Source organism: Pseudomonas peradeniyensis (genome assembly GCF_014268935.2).
GTDB lineage: Bacteria > Pseudomonadota > Gammaproteobacteria > Pseudomonadales > Pseudomonadaceae > Aquipseudomonas > Aquipseudomonas peradeniyensis.
In genome coordinates this window covers 267,809-286,747 of the sequence record NZ_JABWRJ020000001.1, presented here as the reverse complement: position 1 = coordinate 286,747, position 18,939 = coordinate 267,809, and the positions used below count along the sequence as shown (strand labels likewise).

The following is an 18,939-nucleotide window of genomic DNA, read 5'->3' as shown; positions in this document are numbered from 1 at the left end:
AGCAACGCCCCCACCCTAACATCATCGCCAAAATGGCAATGTGCAAAAATACCGCGCAAGCGCCGGGGAACACCCCTCACTTCAGCCACACACCAACCGGCTGTCACCTCAGTATAACCACGCCCTCCCAGACTCAAACAACAAGCGACCCCTTCGCAGCCTGAAACTGAATGAAAGAGTGCAACATAAAGAACACCGAACATACACAGACGTAAGCAAGAATCGCATTCAAGAAGCCGACACCGAACGCACTGCTCAGATAGAAAGCAACACCAACAAACAAAACCCTCGACAACTGCCAGACCGTGTCAAGCCTCAACCAACCTCGCAACAGAACCGTATTGCTAAGCGGTAAAGAAACTGTTTGAAAAAACATCAAAACCGATACAATTGATGCAATTTCACCCGCCCCGCGCCAGTCCTCTCCGAATACAAAGCCAAAAATGGAAGGACCAAACACGAAAACAGGTATCATCGGCAGGAATGCAAACACAAGCAGTCGCCGGAAAGAAGCAATGAATATATCCCTACACTCGCCTTTCCCTGCATACTGCTCGGCGGCCTCCTGCCTGTAGACGTCACCAATGGCATTTGCAAACAGACTCATCGGAGCCGTCATTACTCGCTGAGCAAGCGAGTAAAAACCCGCAACGACAGGACCATAAAACACCGTAAGCAGCAGCAACGGCAGTTCGTTAGCTCCCGCATTCATCAACTGCCCTGGCACCATAAACTTTGGGTAGCCTACATACTTCCGCGCCACGCAGCGCATGCGTTTGAGACTCACACGCCGCAATAACTTGGGCGCCTCCCCAGATAGCGACTTTGCCAAGAATAACGTCGACAAGAACTGACCAAACAGCTGCCCAATTACCAACCCAAGAAAACCAAACCTTGAAAACCCCGCCAACAATTGTGTAACCCCACCGCTCGCACTTTGCACCACTCGACTGACGGCCATATCTTTATAGCCCCCTCGACGATTTGCAAAAAAATTGAGCGCATAGTAAACACCCAGAACAAACGTGGCGACCGGAACACAGTAAAGCCACACCCCCACTTCCGGATGATTTAGAAATGCAACAATTTTACTACCAAACACCATGACAACAACCATGAGCGCAAGACTGACAGCAAAGCTCAGCACCATCGTCACGGCGGCCAAATTCACCGCCTCACCTTCATACTTCGGCACCACAATAGCAAGCTCATACTTGCCGGTGACCAGCACCGCCAAAACCGCACAGATAGATGCATACATCGCAAACACGCCAAAATCCGCGGGTGTGTACAAGCGTGTCAAGATTGGCGCGAGCACAATCGGCAGGGCCTGCGCCAAGCCAGTCCCGGTCATCAAGGTGATGACACTCTTGGCAAAGTTACTTCTCGGGATAATAGACATCAGCAGACTTTCCAACCACAACGCTCATGCCTCAACACACTCCACCCCATGACCGCTACCACCTTATTATTAACACCTGGGCTCTCCAACGCACGCCTCAGACTATTGCCGCAACGGGCGTCGCTCACCCTCTAATGAAATATCGCTCATCGTGCAAACCTTGGAATATAGTTCACGTTGTTCAAGGCTTACAAGACTTGAGTTGTGCCACAACAGCGTAAAGCATCCCTGCACCCTTGCACACGCTGCCTTCAGCGCCTCGAACCGCTCCAGCGCCTCCTGCCCAAGACCAAGCCCCAGATAAATAGGATCAATAATCGTAGCTTCCATGGCGATCAGTGGCCGTATCCGCAAATTGATCGCCTTGTCCATCACCGGATCAAAGGCCGGATACTCAAAGCAGGTGCCACACCGAAAGCCCGGACGATCCGCGTAACCCAGTGTACTGTCGTAGTCCATTCCCGCATCAGCCCAGGCACGCAGGGTGGTCGGTTGCTCCCAGCGAAGATAGTGCATGCGCCCCCCCCATTGATCCTGGAATACACCTTCGTCTCGCGCAATCTTGCGTAGACGATCAGCCTCAGCCTTGATCGTCCCTGCATGCTGATACGAGGCATAACTTGGATGCAAGCCAACCTCGTGTCCTCTCGCATGAATGCGGCGAATCAACTGCCTGATGGCTGGGTGCTCCGGCTCGTACTCTGCATCGCGGGATTCATCGGTCCGACCACAGATGAAATAGAACGCACTGCGCAGCCCCTGCGCCTCCGAGCGCTCCATGATCCAGTCAAATGTATTGTAAGGATCGGCAGTGTGAAGCACCTTACGGCTACCCACCCTGATAAACGGAGCTTGCGCGAAAGCACGTAGATCATGCCGTTTAAGCAAATCTCCCAGCATCATCCGTCCTAGCATTGTCCAGGATTTGAAGCCATACAGACTCGGCGTGTCGACGTCATGGGACAACTTGATACTGAAGCGATGCTGCCTGAGCACCACCCGAGGCCAGACCCGTCCGACGACCAGACGCAGTATATGCAACCACTCATCGACGATGGGGCGCTCTAGATAATCGTGTCTGAATGCATGAGACGAGGTGGCAGGAAAACGCCCATGACTGTCAAGATCCTCACGCCCGACTTCCTCCTGCCGCGTCAGCATCCAGAAAGTCAGACCCAGAATGTCGTAGCCGATGTGGTAATCGCCCCCAACGCTCCTGATCAACGGTAACTCAAGGCACTGCACGCCCGGGGCCGGCAATTGGCCCGGTAATGCCATCGCCCAACCCTCGGCAACGCCATCCCACTGAGTGCACGCCATTTCGGAGTCGGCGCGAAGAAAAGTAGCGCCATCGAGCTTCAGACTGATGGCGCCTGGCTCGCCCAGCCGCCTGATCGTCAATCGATCGTCGGACTCGACTCGAAGCACGAAGCCCTGTCCGACACGCTCCTCCAACAAGACCTGCATCCATGACAATGCCGCTGCAGAGTGCCAAAACGTATGATCGCGCATTATCCGGCCCTGATCGTACGAAGAAATTGGAGAGTCCTGATAAGCCGGGAGTTGGTTTTGGTTATGACCGAGTAGGGGGCCTGAGTGGCACCGAAACCACGGAAAAACCGCTCAACCGGTTCGATCATCGAGCCTTCAAAGTCGAATTTCTTGGTCACCGTTGCGGCAAATTGAATAGCATGCCACATGCATAGACTGGTGGCGCCGCTGTTACGCAGATCCGGATCCCCACCCCCTAGCAGATAATATGCACTGTTGCTATCCCAGATAATGAAGACTGCAGCATGCTGCCGCCCCTGTTCATCTTCTGCCATGAACACCCGGCATGCTTTTTGCGCTGAAGCCGCAGCATAAATAGCCTTCACCGTTTCATTCGTATACGGCACTGCCATGGATTGCCGGTCGAACACTTTTTTATTCAGAGCCAGAAAAGCTTCTATTGAACAGTCGGTCTGCACCTTGACACCAAACTTGCTTTCAGCCTTCCTGATATCAGTGCGAATATTACTGTCAAAACCATTCCAGATAGCCGCCAGATCGTCGAGCTGCTCAATCCGGTAGGTGTACCGCGTACTTTGCTCATAGCCCAGCCAATAGAGCGGCAGCCAATTGCTCCGCTCGCAATACCAATTCTGATTGTACTGCGCAAAGCTGGGCAGCTGTCGATACAGAGACTGCAGCAGATTTTTCTCCTGCCCCAGGCGACGAGCTGTTCTTGCCTCACTCGATTTAAGCCAGGGACCGAGATTTGGGGTCAATATAGGTTGGCCTATCAGTCTGAGCCCGAGTCTTGAGCGAGCCACGTAAGGAAGTGTGGCAACAATCACACCGTCATTCTCAAGCAGAACGACATCCCAACTCTCGCCGGCGACAGCATCCAGCCACCATGACTGACTGAACAAGGGGATAGAGTCCTCCTGGGCACAGAGCAACCTGTACCGCTCAACATTGGTACTCAATCAGACCTCTCCTGAATCTTACAAACCATGTAGAGCCTCTGCTCTCCAGAGCAAGCATCAACGTACTCCTCTACTTGCTCGAAGCCCAGCTTACTGGCCGAGCGCAATGAGCCGGGATTACTCACAGAGATGCGCGTCGAAACACCGGAAAATTTCGCGTTGCGGAAATGCCGCAGCGCCTGCCTACGCAGCGTGGTGGCCACTCCCTTCCCTTCCGTTGCAGGATGCACACCAATGAATCCTTCATGTACTGTCCCCTCACGGAGATCTCGGGGGTTCAGATAGTAGAGGTCAACGCCAACCACAGACCTCTGTCCTTGCGCATCATCTTGCAAGGCAACCAGAAAGCAGCGCTCACTCAGAAAATAATACAAAATCCGCTGCACATACCCCACCTCTCCTCCATCGTTAAGGTGCGAGTACAGCAAAAAAGCAGAACTCAACTCCCCGCGTCGACACCCCCGCACAATGACACCACCCGTTCTAAATTCAGGGATAGCCGCCACGCGAAGAAAACGCGAAAAATTCCCAATCAAGAAAGGCAGACCAAGAAGAAATAGTTTTATCCTTGAGATCATCTATCACCTCAAAATCAAGACACCCTAAGGCTAGTACCTGACACCACAAGCCAAACGGTAGGAAATATACAAATTAATCAAGAATAGAACCGAATAGGCCGCAGAGAACAACACCAAGGCAAGCCCAGCACCAGAAAAATAATATCCAGACAAAAACGCAAGCACGACCAGAACGAAAAGCAGAACCTGCCAGGCCAAGTCGAGGCGCTGAGCCTCTGCCACCACAAAAACAATACTCAGTGGACTAGCAACAAATCGCAGAAAGAACATCGGCATGAGGACTCTTGCATACTCTCCCGCCACCCGCCACTCCTCGCCAAACACCAGCCCAAAAAAATCAGGCGCGATGAAAAAAAACACTAAAAATGGCAGCAACGAAATAACCACCAGGCGCTTGAGCGTCTGCAGATAGACAAACTTGCAGTTTCCAAGATCGGCATAATCACGACTGGCCTCCTGCCTGAATACATCCCCCAAAGCCCCCGCCACAAGCGAGATCGGCGCCCCCAACACTCGCTGGGTCAATGTATAGAAACCTGCACTGCTGGCATTGAACAACGCACTCAGCAACATAACCGGCATCTGACTTGAAGCCGTATTGAAAGCATGTGCAACAATCAAGAACTTAGGGAAGTTTATATATTTCACCGCCCACTCCAGCATTCCGCGCCTACTGACAGAGCGCACATCAGACCGATCCTCTCGCCAGACCATACGCCCCAGCGCCAACAAGGCGAGCAATTGACCAGCCACTTGCCCCCCCACAAGCCCCGCCAGCCCCACTCCCGCCGTACCGCCTGCGAGCTGCCCTCCGGAAGAAAAACCACTCTGCAGCGTCCGACTTATGGCAAGACGTTTATATTGACTCTTACGGTTACACCAATAATTGAGGCTCTGGTAAACCCCAATCAACGAGGTGGAAAGCGGCACCCAGTACAGCCACGGCCCTACTTCCTGACTCCCCAGAAGGGCCGATATCGGTGCATTGAAAAGGCACACGATCAAAAGCAGAAAAAGGCTTAGAAATACACTGAGAAAGGAGGAAAGAGCGACCACCTGCATCGCATCAGTATCTTCTTTAGGCAAAAGTATGGCCTGCTCGTATCGCCCGGTAACCACCACCGCGGCAATAGATGCGACAGCCATGAACAACGCAAAAACGCCAAACTGCTCGGGCGTATAAAGTCTGGTCAGTATCGGACTTACGGCGATGGGGATAGCTTGCGCCACACTGGTACCTGTCATCAGAGTAATGACATTACGCGCATAGTGGCTTTGAGGAATGAATCTGCGCACTGCGTTACTCCATCATCCTTGCTCATCCGGACCTTGACCGCGCACAATCATGTCTGACCCCTGCCGCACAAACGGGGCAGCTATCAAATTAGAACGAACACGCTGGCAAAAAATCAAAACCTTAACAACTTCAGCGCCTGCAGAATCCAAGCAAACCTAACCTGCCTGTCGCATTAGGCATACGCCCCCCCTGAACACCGCCCTGAACGCCGCCCTCCGCAAGGACTATCATTTGACAACCTCACAAAAGGGGTCGCCTCACGAAAGTCCAAGTCGGGCATTGAATACAGCAAGGCTACGGTGCGGCATCCAGCCAAAGCATCGCAAAATGACACTCAAGTCAGGCACAAGATAAACCGACATCACGAAAGTGCCCCCTAAGCCAGCAGAACAGCCCCACCACCAGGTCGAACCGACACGACAGCAGCCTACACAGCTGTGATCCAAAACATTGGCAAATCAGGTTGAATACTCATTGATCCTACCTTACCCCCTGCCCCGGCTCACCCAGCAGTGCTGACTGCCTTTGAATCATGTCGTCTCAAGAAAGCGCTTTTACGATACGACAGACACTCTCTTCATCCAGGTAAGGGTGCATCGGTAGACTCATCACTCGTTCAGCAACCGTGTCTCCCACTGGTAGAACCATACGGTCGTCTTTTACTGCTGGCTGCCGATTCAGCGGAATCGGGTAATGGACCGCCGTCGGAATTCCTGAGGCCTTCAACTTGGCCTGGACAGCATCACGATCATTCACCTGGACGGTATACTGCGCAAAAACACTCATATTATCTGGAGCAATATAGGGCGCCTCCAGATAACCTGCCGCCTTCAGCTCCCGCTCATACTGCTGCGCAACCTTCTGTCGCTTCAGGATCTCCTCCTCGAAGATCTCCAGCTTGGGCAACAGAATCGCCGCCTGCAACGTATCCAGCCGGCTGTTCACCCCGACCCGGATGTGGTGATAGCGTCGATCCTGCCCATGTCGGGCGATCTGCCGCAGCACAACCGCCAGCTCGTCATCATTGGTGAAGATCGCCCCGCCATCGCCGTAGCAACCCAGCGGCTTGCTCGGGAAGAAGCTGGTGCAGGAAATCGTGGTCAGGTTGCAGGAGCGCTTCCCTTTGTAGGTTGCGCCAAAACTCTGCGCCGCATCCTCGATCACTGGAATACCGTGCCGGGCGGCAATCGCGTTGATCGCGTCGAAGTCCGCGCACTGGCCGTACAGCGACACCGGAATGATGGCCTTGGTGCGCGGCGTTATCGCCGCCTCGAGCAACTGCGGGTCCAAGTTGTAGGTGCGCGGATCGACATCCACGTACACCGGCTTGGCCCCCAGCAGTGCGACGGTTTCGGCAGTCGCGATGTAGGTGAAGCCGGGCGTGATCACCTCATCGCCCGGGCCGATCCCCAACGCCATCTGCGCAATCTGCAGCGCGTCGGTACCGTTGGCGACACTGATGCAGTGTTTCGCGCCAACGAAAGCGGCCAGCTTATCTTCAAGTTCCGCCACTTCCGGGCCAAGGATGTACTGGCCGTGCGCAAGTACGCGTGAGATGCCTGCCTCGATCTTCTCGCGAAGCAGCGACTGCTGGGTCTTAAGGTCGATGAACTCGATCACTGAATGCTCTCCTTGCTCAACGTGCGGCCATTGAGGACATAGTACGCCCCTGTGTGAATGCACACAGCGCGGCCGGTGCCCTCCAGGGGCAGCTCCAGCTGTTCGCCAAATTCGCTCATCCAGCCGATCTGGCGCGCAGGCACGCCAACCATCAGGGCATAAGCGGGCACGTCCTTGTTGATAACAGCGCCGGCACCGACAAAGGCAAATTCGCCGATGGTGACACCACAGACGATGGTGCAGTTGGCACCCAGCGTCGCGCCGCGCTTGACCCGCGTATCGCGGTACTCATCCTTGCGCTCGACCAGCGAACGCGGGTTGTAGACATTGGTGAACACCATGCTGGGGCCGCAGAACACTCCCTCTTCCAGAGTCACGTTGTCATAGACCGACACGTTGTTCTGGACCTTGCAATTGTCACCAATCACAACCTTGTTGCCGACGAACACGTTCTGTCCGAGCGACACGCCCGCACCGATGCGCGCACCGCCGCAGACATGAACGAAATGCCAGACACGCGACCCGTCACCGATCTGGGCGCCCTCGTCGACGATGGCGCTTGAATGCTGGAAGTAGCTCATGATTCAACCCAACAGCCGTGCCAGGATGGGATGACCTTCGCCATTGCTCGCAACCACTGGAGCCATGGTGCGAATGGTCTCGACGGTTTCCACGCAATGACGGGCGTCCTCGATACCGTAGCCCTTGCCGTCGAGAATGGCCTGGTAGCTGACGGTATGCAGGTCGGTGAAGCCTTCGGAGAACTCGATCTCGGCACCGTCGCAGGTGATCGAGCGATAGGTTGGCTTCTTGCCCTTGACCGAGTCAGGCAGGTCGTTGGCGTCGATGGACAGGAACCAACGCACACGGGCGTTTTCGTACTCCAGGTAGCCGGCCGCCTTGGACTCGTTGGCGAAGTGGACGACATTGCGCTGCAGCTTGCCGAAGATGAAGTGCAGCATGTCGTAGAAATGCACACCGATATTGGTGGCCACACCGAAGGACTTGCGTGGGTCGCCCTTCCAGCTCTCCATGTACCACTTGCCGCGGCTGGTGATATAGGTGAGTTCGACGTCATGCTTGTGCGGCTGGGCGCTGCCCTGCACCTGCTGCTTGAGGTCGATGATCGCCTTGTGATGGCGAAGCTGCAGGATGTTCCACAGGCGCTTGCCGGTTTCGCGCTCGGTCAGCGCCAGGTCATCGAGCATTGCAGCAGTGGGCACCAGCGGCTTTTCGCAGATCACATCACAACCCAGGCGCAGGCCGGCGGTGATGTGCGGGTGGTGCAGATGGTTGGGCGAGCAGATCGAGACGATGTCCAGCGCTTGTGCCGGATCGCGCTTCAGGCGCCAGGCATGATCGTAGAAGCGCTCGAACTCGGTGAAGAACTCGCTCTGTGGGGACAGGCTGTCGATGATACCGACCGAATCATTGATGTCGTAGGCACTGACCAGTTCGTTACCGGTATCTTTGATGGCGCGCATGTGGCGCGGCGCGATGTAGCCCGCGGCACCGACTAAGGCAAAACGTTTCATGGCAGATCTCGAGAAGACGGTTGAGCAGAGCGGAGACGCCCGGCAATTCGCCGGGCGTCTCCAATCGGATTAGGCCTTGATGATGTTCGCCGCCGGTGTACGGTACTTACCGCGGCTGTCGACCAGCAGTCGGGCATTGGCCTGGACCAGGGCGTAATCGAACTTGTCATGATCGGTTGCCAGTACCACCGCATCGAAGGTGGCGACGTTGGCGGCGGTCAGCGGCTCGCTGGACAGATCGAAGTGGTGCTCGCGCATTTCCGGGAAAGTGGGCACATGCGGATCGCTGTAGGCCACCACGGCGCCCTTGGCCTCAAGCAGCTCCATGATCTCGACCGAGGGCGACTCACGCATGTCATCCACGTTCTTCTTGTAGGCGATGCCCAGAACCAGCACACGGCTGCCCTTGAGCGCCTTGCCTTGCTCGTTGAGGCCGTTCACCAGCTTGCCGACAACGTACTCCGGCATGGCCTTGTTGATCTCGCCCGACAACTCGATGAAGCGGGTATGCAGACCGTATTCGCGAGCCTTCCAGGTCAGGTAGAACGGATCGATTGGAATGCAGTGGCCACCCAGGCCAGGCCCCGGATAGTAGGCGGTAAAGCCGAACGGCTTGGTCGCGGCGGCATCGACCACTTCGAAGATATCGATACCCATGCGGTCGGCAACGATTTTCATTTCGTTGACCAGGCCGATGTTGACCGCGCGGTGAATGTTTTCCAGCAGCTTGGTGAGTTCGGCTGCCTTGGTGGAACTGACCTGTACGACCTGATCGATCGCCTGCTCGTACAATGCAACGCCCACGCGCAGGCAGTTCGGCGTGTGCCCGCCAATGACCTTCGGAATGGTGCGGGTCTCGAAGTTGGGGTTGCCCGGATCTTCGCGTTCAGGGGAATAGACCAGGAAGATATCCTCGCCCACCTTCAGACCACCCTCCTGTACCCGAGGCAGCAGTTCTTCCTCGGTGGTACCTGGGTAGGTGGTGCTTTCCAGCGAAACGACCTGACCGGCACGCAGGTACGGCTTGATTGCGTTGGTGGTGTCGATCACGAAACTCAGGTCCGGTTCGCGATATTTGTTGAGCGGCGTAGGAACGCACAGGATCAACGCATCACATTCGCTGACGCGGGTAAAGTCGGCGGTTGCTTCGAAACCGCTGGCGCGCGCCTGGGCGACGCTGTCGTGCGAAATATGTTCGATATCACTCTGGCCTGCATTGAGCATATCAACTTTTACGGTATTGATATCAATACCCAGAACACGATAGCCGATGGCGTTATAACGCAACATCAGCGGCAGGCCAACATACCCCAGACCCACGATACCAATGATGGCTTCCTTACTTTTGAATCTCTCGATACTGGCTTGGGTCTGATCAAACATGCATGGCTCCGATAATGCAGCTTTAACTTTTGCCGCTCACGCCCGGACTCCAGCCCGGGCACAGTTTCTGACATCTTACGAATAGTAATGGATCGAGCCCCGATAGCATAGCCCCGGGCAGGCCTCCAGGGACCGCCGGACGCCGGACAGACCGCCCCCCCTGCAGCCATCAGAATAACATCATAGCGCCTCCAACCCCCGCAAACAGGCGGGCAGAGAGACACATGAAAGAATGAGTCGGCGCGACAAGTCTTGTTGATAGCCGCCAAAAATCCACAGAACGCCTGAGAGTCGAATCCCGAAAAACGGACGCCGGGAATCACGAAATATCGTTAGGCAACTACTCATCTAACAGCGAGGAAACTAGCACACAGCGCGCGACCACCCAGACCACGAACAAGCAACATTGAAACATCTATCGACTAACAGAATCGCAAAGGCTATCGCCAACATTCAGAAAAATGGACTAGGCGTGAAACGAGCAACTTCGTAATGCCGACCACCACACCATCCGAATACATATCGGAACATGCAGATCAGCGCCAATCAAATAGCTGCCCTGAGCAACGATCAACCGACATCGAGCAATAGACCAACCCGTACTGCGGCATCACCGCAGATGCGCTAACCTTTGGTCGAGACTGCTTGTCGGATCGAGGCCCGAATCCTGCGCTTGCCACGCGCCAGGCCATATGCCCCCAGCAGAGGCCCGATTGCCAGCCCGACAACCAGCGCCACCAACACCAATACAGCGACAGGCAAAGCCGGAGCAGTCCAGCCGAACATCACCAATGAAACCGCCTGCTGGTTCTCCAACACGAAGAACAACACCACAGCCGCCAGCAGCAGCACGAACAGCGCCGCCAGGGCGCGCTTAAGGTTACGCATCAGACTGCTCCTGCATTCAAGGGTGCTCGTGCTCTTCTTCATTGACCCGATCACGCAACTCCTTGCCGGGCTTGAAGTGCGGCACGTACTTGCCCTCGAGGCTGACCGACTGGCCGGTCTTGGGATTGCGCCCTACCCGCGGTGCGCGGTAGTGCAGGGAAAAGCTGCCAAAGCCACGGATCTCGATACGATCCCCGGTCGCCAGGCACTGTGACATCTGCTCAAGCATGGTCTTGATGGCCAGCTCGACGTCCTTGGACGAGAGCAGCCCCTGATGGGTGACAATACGTTCGATCAGCTCCGACTTCGTCATATTTTTCCCTTCGTTATCAAGCAGCTAGATCATTGCTTAATCAGTTTGTAGCACGCTCCGGTGGATTTGAACAGGGTGGTTCTTGACTAAACAAAAAAATTCAAGGTAGGCCACAGCCCAGACGAACCCCGCCTCACACGAACGACACCGCACTGCGGCGCGACTTTGCAGGCGAGCGGGAAAGCCTACCGCCCACACACCACGCACGACCTCAGAAATAGCTACAAATCCTGTAGGAACAAGCTGCTTTGGCCCAGCCAGGCAAATCGCAGGTACAAAAAAGGGCGACCCGAGGGTCGCCCTTTTTACCGATCAAACAGAACTCAGTTCTGCTTGGCCATTGCTTCGCGCAGCAGCGCAGCCATGGTGGTGTCGGCAGCCGCTTCCGGAGCGTTTTTCAGGCTCTGGATGGCTTCGCGCTCTTCAGCGTCGTCCTTCGATTTGATGGACAGGCTGATAACGCGGGACTTGCGGTCGACGCTGATGATCTTGGCTTCGATCTCTTCGCCTTCCTTCAGCACGTTACGGGCGTCTTCAACGCGGTCACGGCTGATTTCGGAAGCTTTCAGAGTAGCTTCGATGTCGTCGGCCAGGGTCACGATAGCGCCCTTGGCGTCAACTTCCTTGACGATACCCTTGACGATAGCGCCCTTGTCGTTGACAGCAACGAAGTTGGAGAACGGATCGTCTTCCAGCTGCTTGATGCCCAGGGAGATGCGCTCGCGCTCTGGGTCAACCGACAGGATGACGGTTTCCAGCTCGTCGCCCTTCTTGAAGCGACGCACGGCTTCTTCGCCGGCTTCGTTCCAGGAGATGTCGGACAGGTGAACCAGACCGTCGATGCCGCCGTCCAGGCCGATGAAGATACCGAAGTCGGTGATCGACTTGATGGTACCGGTGATCTTGTCACCCTTGTTGAACTGGCCGGAGAAGTCTTCCCATGGGTTCGATTTGCACTGCTTGATACCCAGGGAGATACGACGACGCTCTTCGTCGATGTCCAGAACCATGACTTCCACTTCGTCGCCAACCTGAACGACTTTCGACGGGTGGATGTTCTTGTTGGTCCAGTCCATTTCGGAAACGTGCACCAGACCTTCAACGCCTTCTTCCAGCTCAGCGAAGCAGCCGTAGTCGGTCAGGTTGGTGACGCGAGCAGTCACGCGAGTGCTCTCTGGGTAACGGGCTTTGATAGCAACCCATGGGTCTTCGCCCAGTTGCTTCAGACCCAGCGAAACGCGGTTGCGCTCGCGATCGTACTTCAGGACCTTGACGTCGATCTCGTCACCAACGTTGACGATTTCCGACGGGTGCTTGATACGCTTCCAGGCCATGTCGGTGATGTGCAGCAGACCATCGACGCCGCCCAGGTCAACGAACGCACCGTAGTCGGTGAGGTTCTTGACGATACCTTTGACCTGCTGGCCTTCCTGCAGCGATTCCAGCAGAGCTTCGCGCTCGGCGCTGTTTTCGGCTTCCAGGACGCTGCGACGGGAAACGACAACGTTGTTGCGCTTCTGGTCCAGCTTGATGACCTTGAATTCCAGCTCTTTGCCTTCGAGGTGGGTGGTGTCGCGCACTGGGCGGACATCAACCAGGGAGCCCGGCAGGAACGCACGGATGCCGTTAACGTCGACAGTGAAGCCGCCTTTAACCTTACCGTTGATAACGCCCTTGACCACTTCTTCAGCAGCGAAAGCAGCTTCCAGAACAATCCAGCACTCGGCGCGCTTGGCTTTCTCACGGGACAGCTTGGTTTCGCCGAAGCCGTCTTCGACCGCGTCCAGCGCAACGTGAACTTCGTCACCGACCTTGATGGTCAGTTCGCCAGTTTCGTTGTAGAACTGCTCGAGCGGGATGACACCCTCGGACTTCAGGCCAGCGTGTACGGTAACCCAGTCGCCGTCGATGTCGACAACGATACCGGTGATGATTGCACCCGGCTGAAGATTGAGGGTTTTCAGGCTTTCTTCAAAGAGTTCTGCAAAGCTTTCGCTCATTTTAATTCCTGTAGATTCGGGCGAAAAAGACGCCCATAGCCACATTCCAGACAATGTGGGTTTCGTTAAGTTAAGAAGCGCTGACAGGACGTTGACTGGTGCCCCTGCCCGCTCTCCTCTCCATCAGGCCAGGTCGCGCAGGGCGAGCTCGCTTCTGATGCGTTGCAGCACCTGCTCGATGGACAACTCCGTGGAATCCAGCTGAATGGCATCGGCCGCCGGCTTGAGCGGGGCCACTGCGCGCTGGGTGTCACGCTCATCGCGCGCACGTATCTCATCTAGCAGACTTGACAGACTAACATCTTCACCCTTGCCCTTCAACTGCAGGTAACGGCGACGGGCACGTTCCTCGGCACTGGCGGTGAGGAACACCTTGAGCGGCGCGTCGGGGAACACCACGGTACCCATGTCGCGACCGTCGGCGATCAAACCCGGGGCTTCGCGGAAGGCGCGCTGGCGCTGCAGCAGCGCTTCGCGCACGGCCGGCAGCGAGGCGACCATCGAGGCGCCGGCGCCGACGGTCTCGGTACGGATGACGTGACTCACATCCTCACCCTCGAGAATGATCTGCTGCAGCTTGCCCGGCTCGGCGGCGATGAACTGCACATCCAGATGGGCGGCCAGGGCCTTGAGCAGCTCTTCGTTGGTCAGGTCGACGCCATGGTTGCTGGCATTGAACGCCAGCAGGCGGTACAGGGCGCCGGAATCGAGCAGGCGCCAGCCCAGCTCGCGGGCCAGCAGGCCCGCCACGGTACCCTTGCCCGAGCCGCTCGGCCCGTCGATGGTGATGACCGGTGCTTGCGAATTCACGACTTGCCCTCTTCGGCGACGCGGATGCCGACTTCCTTGCACAGCGCCAGGAAGTTGGGGAACGACGTGGCGACGTTGGCGCAGTCATGGATCACGATCGGCGCACTGGCACGCAGCGAGGCGATGCTGAAGGCCATGGCGATACGGTGGTCGCCGTGGCCGTGCACTTCGCCGCCGCCGATCTGGCCGCCGTCGATGATGATGCCATCCGGGGTCGGCTCGCACTTCACGCCCAGGGCGATCAGGCCGTCGGCCATCACCTGGATGCGGTCCGACTCCTTGACCCGCAGCTCTTCGGCGCCACGCAGCACGGTGCGCCCTTCGGCGCAGGCGGCGGCGACGAACAGTACCGGGAACTCGTCGATGGCCAGCGGCACGAGGTGCTCGGGGATATCAATGCCCTTGAGCTTGGCGCCACGCACGCGCAGGTCAGCCACAGGTTCGCCGCCGACTTCACGCTGGTTTTCCAGGGTGATGTCGCCGCCCATCAGGCGCAGGATGTCGATCACGCCGGTGCGGGTCGGGTTGATGCCGACGTGCTCCAGGACCAGCTCGGAACCTTCGGCGATGGACGCTGCCACCAGGAAGAACGCCGAGGAGGAAATGTCCGCCGGCACTTCGATGCGGGTAGCGGTGAGCTTGCCACCGGACTGCAGGGAGGCCACCGGACCGTTCGACTCGATCGCATAGCCGAAGCCGCGCAGCATGCGCTCGGTGTGGTCACGGGTCGGCGCAGGTTCGGTGACAGTGGTGGTGCCCTCGGCGTACAGGCCGGCCAGCAGCAGGCAGGATTTGACCTGGGCACTGGCCATCGGCAGCGTGTAGTTCAGCGCCTTGAGCTTGTGGCCACCACGAATGGTCAGCGGCGGACGGCCTTCAGGGCCGGTCTCGACCACCGCGCCCATTTCGCGCAGCGGATTGGCCACGCGATTCATCGGGCGCTTGGACAGCGAGGCGTCGCCGGTCATGGTGGTGTCGAACAACTGCGCCGCCAGCAGGCCGGACAACAGGCGCATCGAGGTGCCGGAGTTGCCGACATACAGCGGCCCGGGTGGCGGCTTGAGGCCGTGCAGGCCAACGCCATGGATGGTCACGCGGCCGTGGTGCGGGCCTTCGATGACCACGCCCATGTCACGGAAGGCCTGCAAGGTGGCCAGGGCGTCCTCGCCCTCGAGGAAACCTTCCACCTCGGTGGTGCCTTCGGCCAGCGAGCCGAGCATGATCGAGCGGTGGGAAATCGACTTGTCGCCAGGTACGCGGATCCGTCCGGACACGCGGCCACCCGGTTGGGCCAGGAAAATCAGATCGTTGGCGTTCATAGCGTCCACATAGGCCCGGCGGGCCAGGATTTTACTGAAATGCTCGCGGGCAACCCGGGCGCGGGTGAACACACCCAGCAGTTGGTGCCCGTCCCCAGCATCGACCGCGTCGCGCAAGGCGTCGAGGTCGCTGCGAAATGTATCGAGAGTGCGCAGGACCGCCTCGCGGTTGGCGAGGAAGATGTCGTGCCACATGATCGGGTCGCTGCCGGCGATTCTCGTGAAATCGCGAAAGCCCCCCGCAGCGTACCGGAAGATCTCCAGGTTTTCATTGCGCTTGGCCAGCGAATCGACCAGGCCGAAGGCCAGCAGGTGCGGCAGATGGCTGGTGGCGGCCAGGACTTCGTCATGGCGCTCCACCGGCATGTGTTCGACATCGGCGTCCAGCGCGCGCCAGAGGCGGTCGACCAGGGCCAGCGCCTGCGGATCGGTTTCCGCCAGCGGCGTGAGGATCACCTTGTGGCGACGGAACAGCGCGGCATTGGAGGCTTCCACGCCGCTTTGCTCGGAACCGGCGATCGGATGCCCAGGCACGAAGCGCGGCAGGCGCTCGGCGAAAGCCTCGCGCGCTGCGCGCACGACGTTGCCCTTGGCACTGCCCACGTCGGTGATCACTGCGTCACCCAAGTCGAGCTGGGCCAGGCAGGCCAGGACTTTCTCCATGGCCAGGATCGGCACCGCCAGCTGGATGACGTCGGCGCCGACGCAGGCGGCGGCCAGGTCGGCCTCGCAACGGTCGACCACGCCCAGCGCCACGGCCTGCTTGCGCGACTCGGCATCCAGGTCGACGCCGACCACTTCGCGGCACAGGCCGCTCTCACGCAAGCCCTTGGCGAAGGAGCCGCCGATCAGGCCGAGACCGACCACGACCAGGCGACCGACAATCGGTGCGGATTTGTTTGTTACAGCATCAACCACGAGTGCGAACCCTGTTCAGAAATCTAGGCAATCTGCGAGACCCACTGGGGCTGCGTTGCAGCCCATCGCGACGCAAGGCCGCTCCCACAGGACCCGGTACAGCTTCAAGGCCTGCACAATACCTGTGGGAGCGGCCTTGTGTCGCGATGGGGCGCGAAGCGGCCCCGGCAATCTCAAATCAAAGCACCGCCTTCGGGTACGACCCCAGCACCTTCAGCGCCACAGCCTCCTGGCTGATCTGCTCCAGCACCGCCTTGATCAGCGGATCGCGGTGATGGCCGACGAAGTCGATGAAGAACACGTAGGTCCACTTGCCACTGCGCGACGGACGGGTCTCGATGCGCGTCAGGTCGATGCCGTTCTCGTGGAACGGTACCAGCAGTTCATGCAGCGCGCCCGGCTTGTTGCTCATGGAGACGATGATCGAGGTCTTGTCGTCGCCGGTCGGCGGCACTTCCTGGCTGCCGATCATGAGGAAGCGCGTGGAGTTGTCCGGGCGGTCCTCGATCTTCTCGGCCAGGCGGGTCAGCCCGTACAGGTTGGCCGCCATGTCACCGGCGATCGCCGCCGAATTCCACTCGCCCTTGACCCGCTTGGCCGCCTCGGCGTTGCTGGAGACAGCCACGCGCTCGACGTTCGGATAATGGGCGTCCAGCCACTTGCGGCACTGGGCCAGCGACTGGGCATGGGAGTAGATGCGGGTGATGCTGTCGGTCTTGGTGTTCTCGCCCACCAGCAGGTGGTGGTGGATACGCAGCTCCACCTCGCCGCAGATGACCATGTCGTGCTCGAGGAAGCTGTCCAGCGTATGGCTGACCGCGCCTTCGGTGGAGTTTTCCACCGGCACCACGCCGAAGTTGACGGCACCGGCCGCCACTTCGCGGAACACCTCGTCGATGGCCGCCATCGGACGGCTGACCACGGCGTGACCGAAGTGCTTCATGGCCGCCGCCTGGGTGAAGGTGCCTTCCGGACCGAGGTAGGCAACCTTCAGCGGCTCTTCCAGGGCCAGGCAGGAGGACATGATCTCGCGGAACAGCCGCGCCATCTCTTCGTTGTCCAGCGGCCCCTTGTTGCGCTCCATGACGCGCTTGAGCACCGCGGCTTCACGCTCGGGGCGATAGAACACCGGCGCCTCGCCTTCGGCCAGCGACGCGGTCTTGACCTTGGCCACTTCCTGGGCGCAACGGGCGCGCTCGCTGATCAGCTCGAGGATCTTCTCGTCGAGGCTGTCGATGCGCACGCGCAGGGCCTTGAGTTCCTGGTCGGACATCAGCCGTGCTCCTTCTCGAATTCAGCCATGTACTGCACCAGCGCCTCGACGGCCTCCAGGCCCAGGGCGTTGTAGATCGAGGCACGCATGCCGCCGACCGAGCGGTGCCCCTTGAGGTTCAGCAGGCCACGGGCGTCGGCGCCGGCCAGGAAGGCCTTGTCCAGGCGCTCGTCGGCCAGGCGGAACGGCACGTTCATCCACGAACGGGCGTTGTGGCTGATCGGGTTGGTGTAGAACTCGCTGCCGTCGATGAAGCCGTACAGGCGGTCCTTCTTGGCGCGGTTGCGCTGCTCCATGGCCTCGACGCCACCCTGCTCCTTGAGCCATTCGAACACCAGGCCCGAGAGGTACCAGGAATAAGTGGCCGGGGTGTTGTACATCGAGCCGTTGTCGGCCGCGATCTTGTAGTCGAGCATGGTCGGGCAGCTGCTGCGGGCGTGGCCCAGCAGGTCTTCACGGACGATCACCACCACCAGGCCGCTGGGGCCGATGTTCTTCTGCGCGCCGGCGTAGATCATGCCGAACTGCGACACGTCGGTCGGACGCGAGAGGATGTCGGAGGACATGTCGACCACCAGCGGTACATCGCCGGTCTCGGGCACCCAGTCGAACTGCAGGCCGCCGATGGTCTCGTTGGACGCATAGTGGACGTAGGCCGCGTTCTTGGTCAGATTCCACTCGTTCTGGCCCGGGATGGCCAGGTAGTCGTAGGGCTTGGCGCTGGCGGCGACATTGACGTTACCAAAGCGACGCGCTTCCTCGATGGCCTTCTTCGACCAGATGCCGGTCTCGATGTAGTCGGCGGTGCCGTTCTCCGGCAGCAGGTTCAGCGGGATCTCGGCGAACTGCTGGCTGGCGCCGCCCTGCAGGAACAACACCTTGTAGTTGGAGGGGACGGACAGCAGGTCGCGCAGGTCCTGCTCGGCCTTTTCGGCAATGGCCACGTAGTCGTCGCTGCGATGGCTCATTTCCATCACCGACAGGCCCTTGCCGCGCCAGTCCAGCATTTCGGCCTGGGCACGCTGCAGGACAGCATCGGGAAGCGCGGCGGGGCCGGCGCAGAAGTTAAAGGCTCGTTTGCTCACATCCACTCTCGCTCTGCCAAATAGAACAAATCGTAACTCACAGACCC

At 58.5% G+C, this 18,939-nt stretch carries 16 protein-coding genes; all 16 read right to left on the bottom strand.

What is annotated here, in order from left to right; genetic code table 11:
• Positions 1-133: 133 nt before the first annotated feature.
• The 16 genes from HU751_RS01220 to serC all read right to left on the bottom strand — a co-directional run bounded on the left by HU751_RS01220 (position 134) and on the right by serC (position 18,892).
• Positions 134-1,417 carry an oligosaccharide flippase family protein gene (locus HU751_RS01220; RefSeq protein WP_186733734.1) on the bottom strand — a complete coding sequence of 428 codons (1,284 nt, stop codon included), beginning with the start codon at positions 1,415-1,417 and terminating at the stop codon, positions 134-136.
• Positions 1,418-1,504: 87 nt separating this feature from the next.
• Positions 1,505-2,914: a polysaccharide deacetylase family protein gene (locus HU751_RS01215; RefSeq protein WP_186733735.1), complete on the bottom strand. Its 1,410-nt coding sequence runs from the start codon at positions 2,912-2,914 to the stop codon at positions 1,505-1,507.
• Positions 2,914-3,873, bottom strand: coding sequence for a GNAT family N-acetyltransferase (locus HU751_RS01210; RefSeq protein ID WP_186733736.1), 960 nt, complete (start codon positions 3,871-3,873; stop codon positions 2,914-2,916). Before HU751_RS01210 ends, HU751_RS01215 begins: the two co-directional genes overlap by 1 nt.
• The gene (locus HU751_RS01205) at positions 3,870-4,451 is read right to left on the bottom strand and encodes a GNAT family N-acetyltransferase (protein ID WP_186733737.1); all 582 of its coding nucleotides are present in this window, start codon (positions 4,449-4,451) and stop codon (positions 3,870-3,872) included. The genes HU751_RS01210 and HU751_RS01205 overlap by 4 nt, the downstream gene beginning before the upstream one ends.
• Positions 4,452-4,481: 30 nt before the next feature.
• A complete protein-coding gene (locus HU751_RS01200; protein WP_186733738.1) occupies positions 4,482-5,747 on the bottom strand; it encodes a lipopolysaccharide biosynthesis protein in 1,266 nt (421 codons plus the stop codon).
• 541 nt (positions 5,748-6,288) lie between these two features.
• Positions 6,289-7,368 (bottom strand): DegT/DnrJ/EryC1/StrS family aminotransferase, encoded by a 1,080-nt coding sequence (locus tag HU751_RS01195; RefSeq protein ID WP_186733739.1) that lies wholly within the window; start codon positions 7,366-7,368, stop codon positions 6,289-6,291.
• Entirely contained in the window at positions 7,365-7,949 is a 585-nt protein-coding gene (gene wbpD / locus HU751_RS01190) for a UDP-2-acetamido-3-amino-2,3-dideoxy-D-glucuronate N-acetyltransferase (RefSeq protein ID WP_186733740.1), read from the bottom strand. Before wbpD ends, HU751_RS01195 begins: the two co-directional genes overlap by 4 nt.
• A gap of 3 nt (positions 7,950-7,952) precedes the next feature.
• Positions 7,953-8,903, bottom strand: coding sequence for a Gfo/Idh/MocA family protein (locus tag HU751_RS01185; protein ID WP_186733741.1), 951 nt, complete (start codon positions 8,901-8,903; stop codon positions 7,953-7,955).
• Positions 8,904-8,972: 69 nt separating this feature from the next.
• A complete protein-coding gene (wbpA, locus tag HU751_RS01180) occupies positions 8,973-10,286 on the bottom strand; it encodes a UDP-N-acetyl-D-glucosamine 6-dehydrogenase (RefSeq protein WP_186733742.1) in 1,314 nt (437 codons plus the stop codon).
• A gap of 624 nt (positions 10,287-10,910) precedes the next feature.
• Positions 10,911-11,174, bottom strand: coding sequence for a lipopolysaccharide assembly protein LapA domain-containing protein (locus HU751_RS01175; RefSeq protein WP_186733743.1), 264 nt, complete (start codon positions 11,172-11,174; stop codon positions 10,911-10,913).
• Positions 11,175-11,190: 16 nt separating this feature from the next.
• Entirely contained in the window at positions 11,191-11,487 is a 297-nt protein-coding gene (gene ihfB / locus HU751_RS01170) for an integration host factor subunit beta (RefSeq protein ID WP_186733744.1), read from the bottom strand.
• Positions 11,488-11,810: 323 nt separating this feature from the next.
• Positions 11,811-13,487, bottom strand: coding sequence for a 30S ribosomal protein S1 (gene rpsA / locus HU751_RS01165; protein WP_046856619.1), 1,677 nt, complete (start codon positions 13,485-13,487; stop codon positions 11,811-11,813).
• Between the two features lie 123 nt (positions 13,488-13,610).
• Positions 13,611-14,297, bottom strand: a complete 687-nt coding sequence (cmk, locus tag HU751_RS01160) for a (d)CMP kinase (RefSeq protein WP_028690823.1) — start codon at positions 14,295-14,297, stop codon at positions 13,611-13,613.
• The gene (locus HU751_RS01155; RefSeq protein ID WP_367616951.1) at positions 14,294-16,501 is read right to left on the bottom strand and encodes a bifunctional prephenate dehydrogenase/3-phosphoshikimate 1-carboxyvinyltransferase; all 2,208 of its coding nucleotides are present in this window, start codon (positions 16,499-16,501) and stop codon (positions 14,294-14,296) included. Before HU751_RS01155 ends, cmk begins: the two co-directional genes overlap by 4 nt.
• Positions 16,502-16,712: 211 nt before the next feature.
• Positions 16,713-17,807, bottom strand: coding sequence for a prephenate dehydratase (pheA, locus tag HU751_RS01150; protein WP_028690825.1), 1,095 nt, complete (start codon positions 17,805-17,807; stop codon positions 16,713-16,715).
• Positions 17,807-18,892, bottom strand: a complete 1,086-nt coding sequence (gene serC, locus HU751_RS01145; RefSeq protein ID WP_186733746.1) for a 3-phosphoserine/phosphohydroxythreonine transaminase — start codon at positions 18,890-18,892, stop codon at positions 17,807-17,809. Before serC ends, pheA begins: the two co-directional genes overlap by 1 nt.
• Positions 18,893-18,939: the final 47 nt, after the last annotated feature.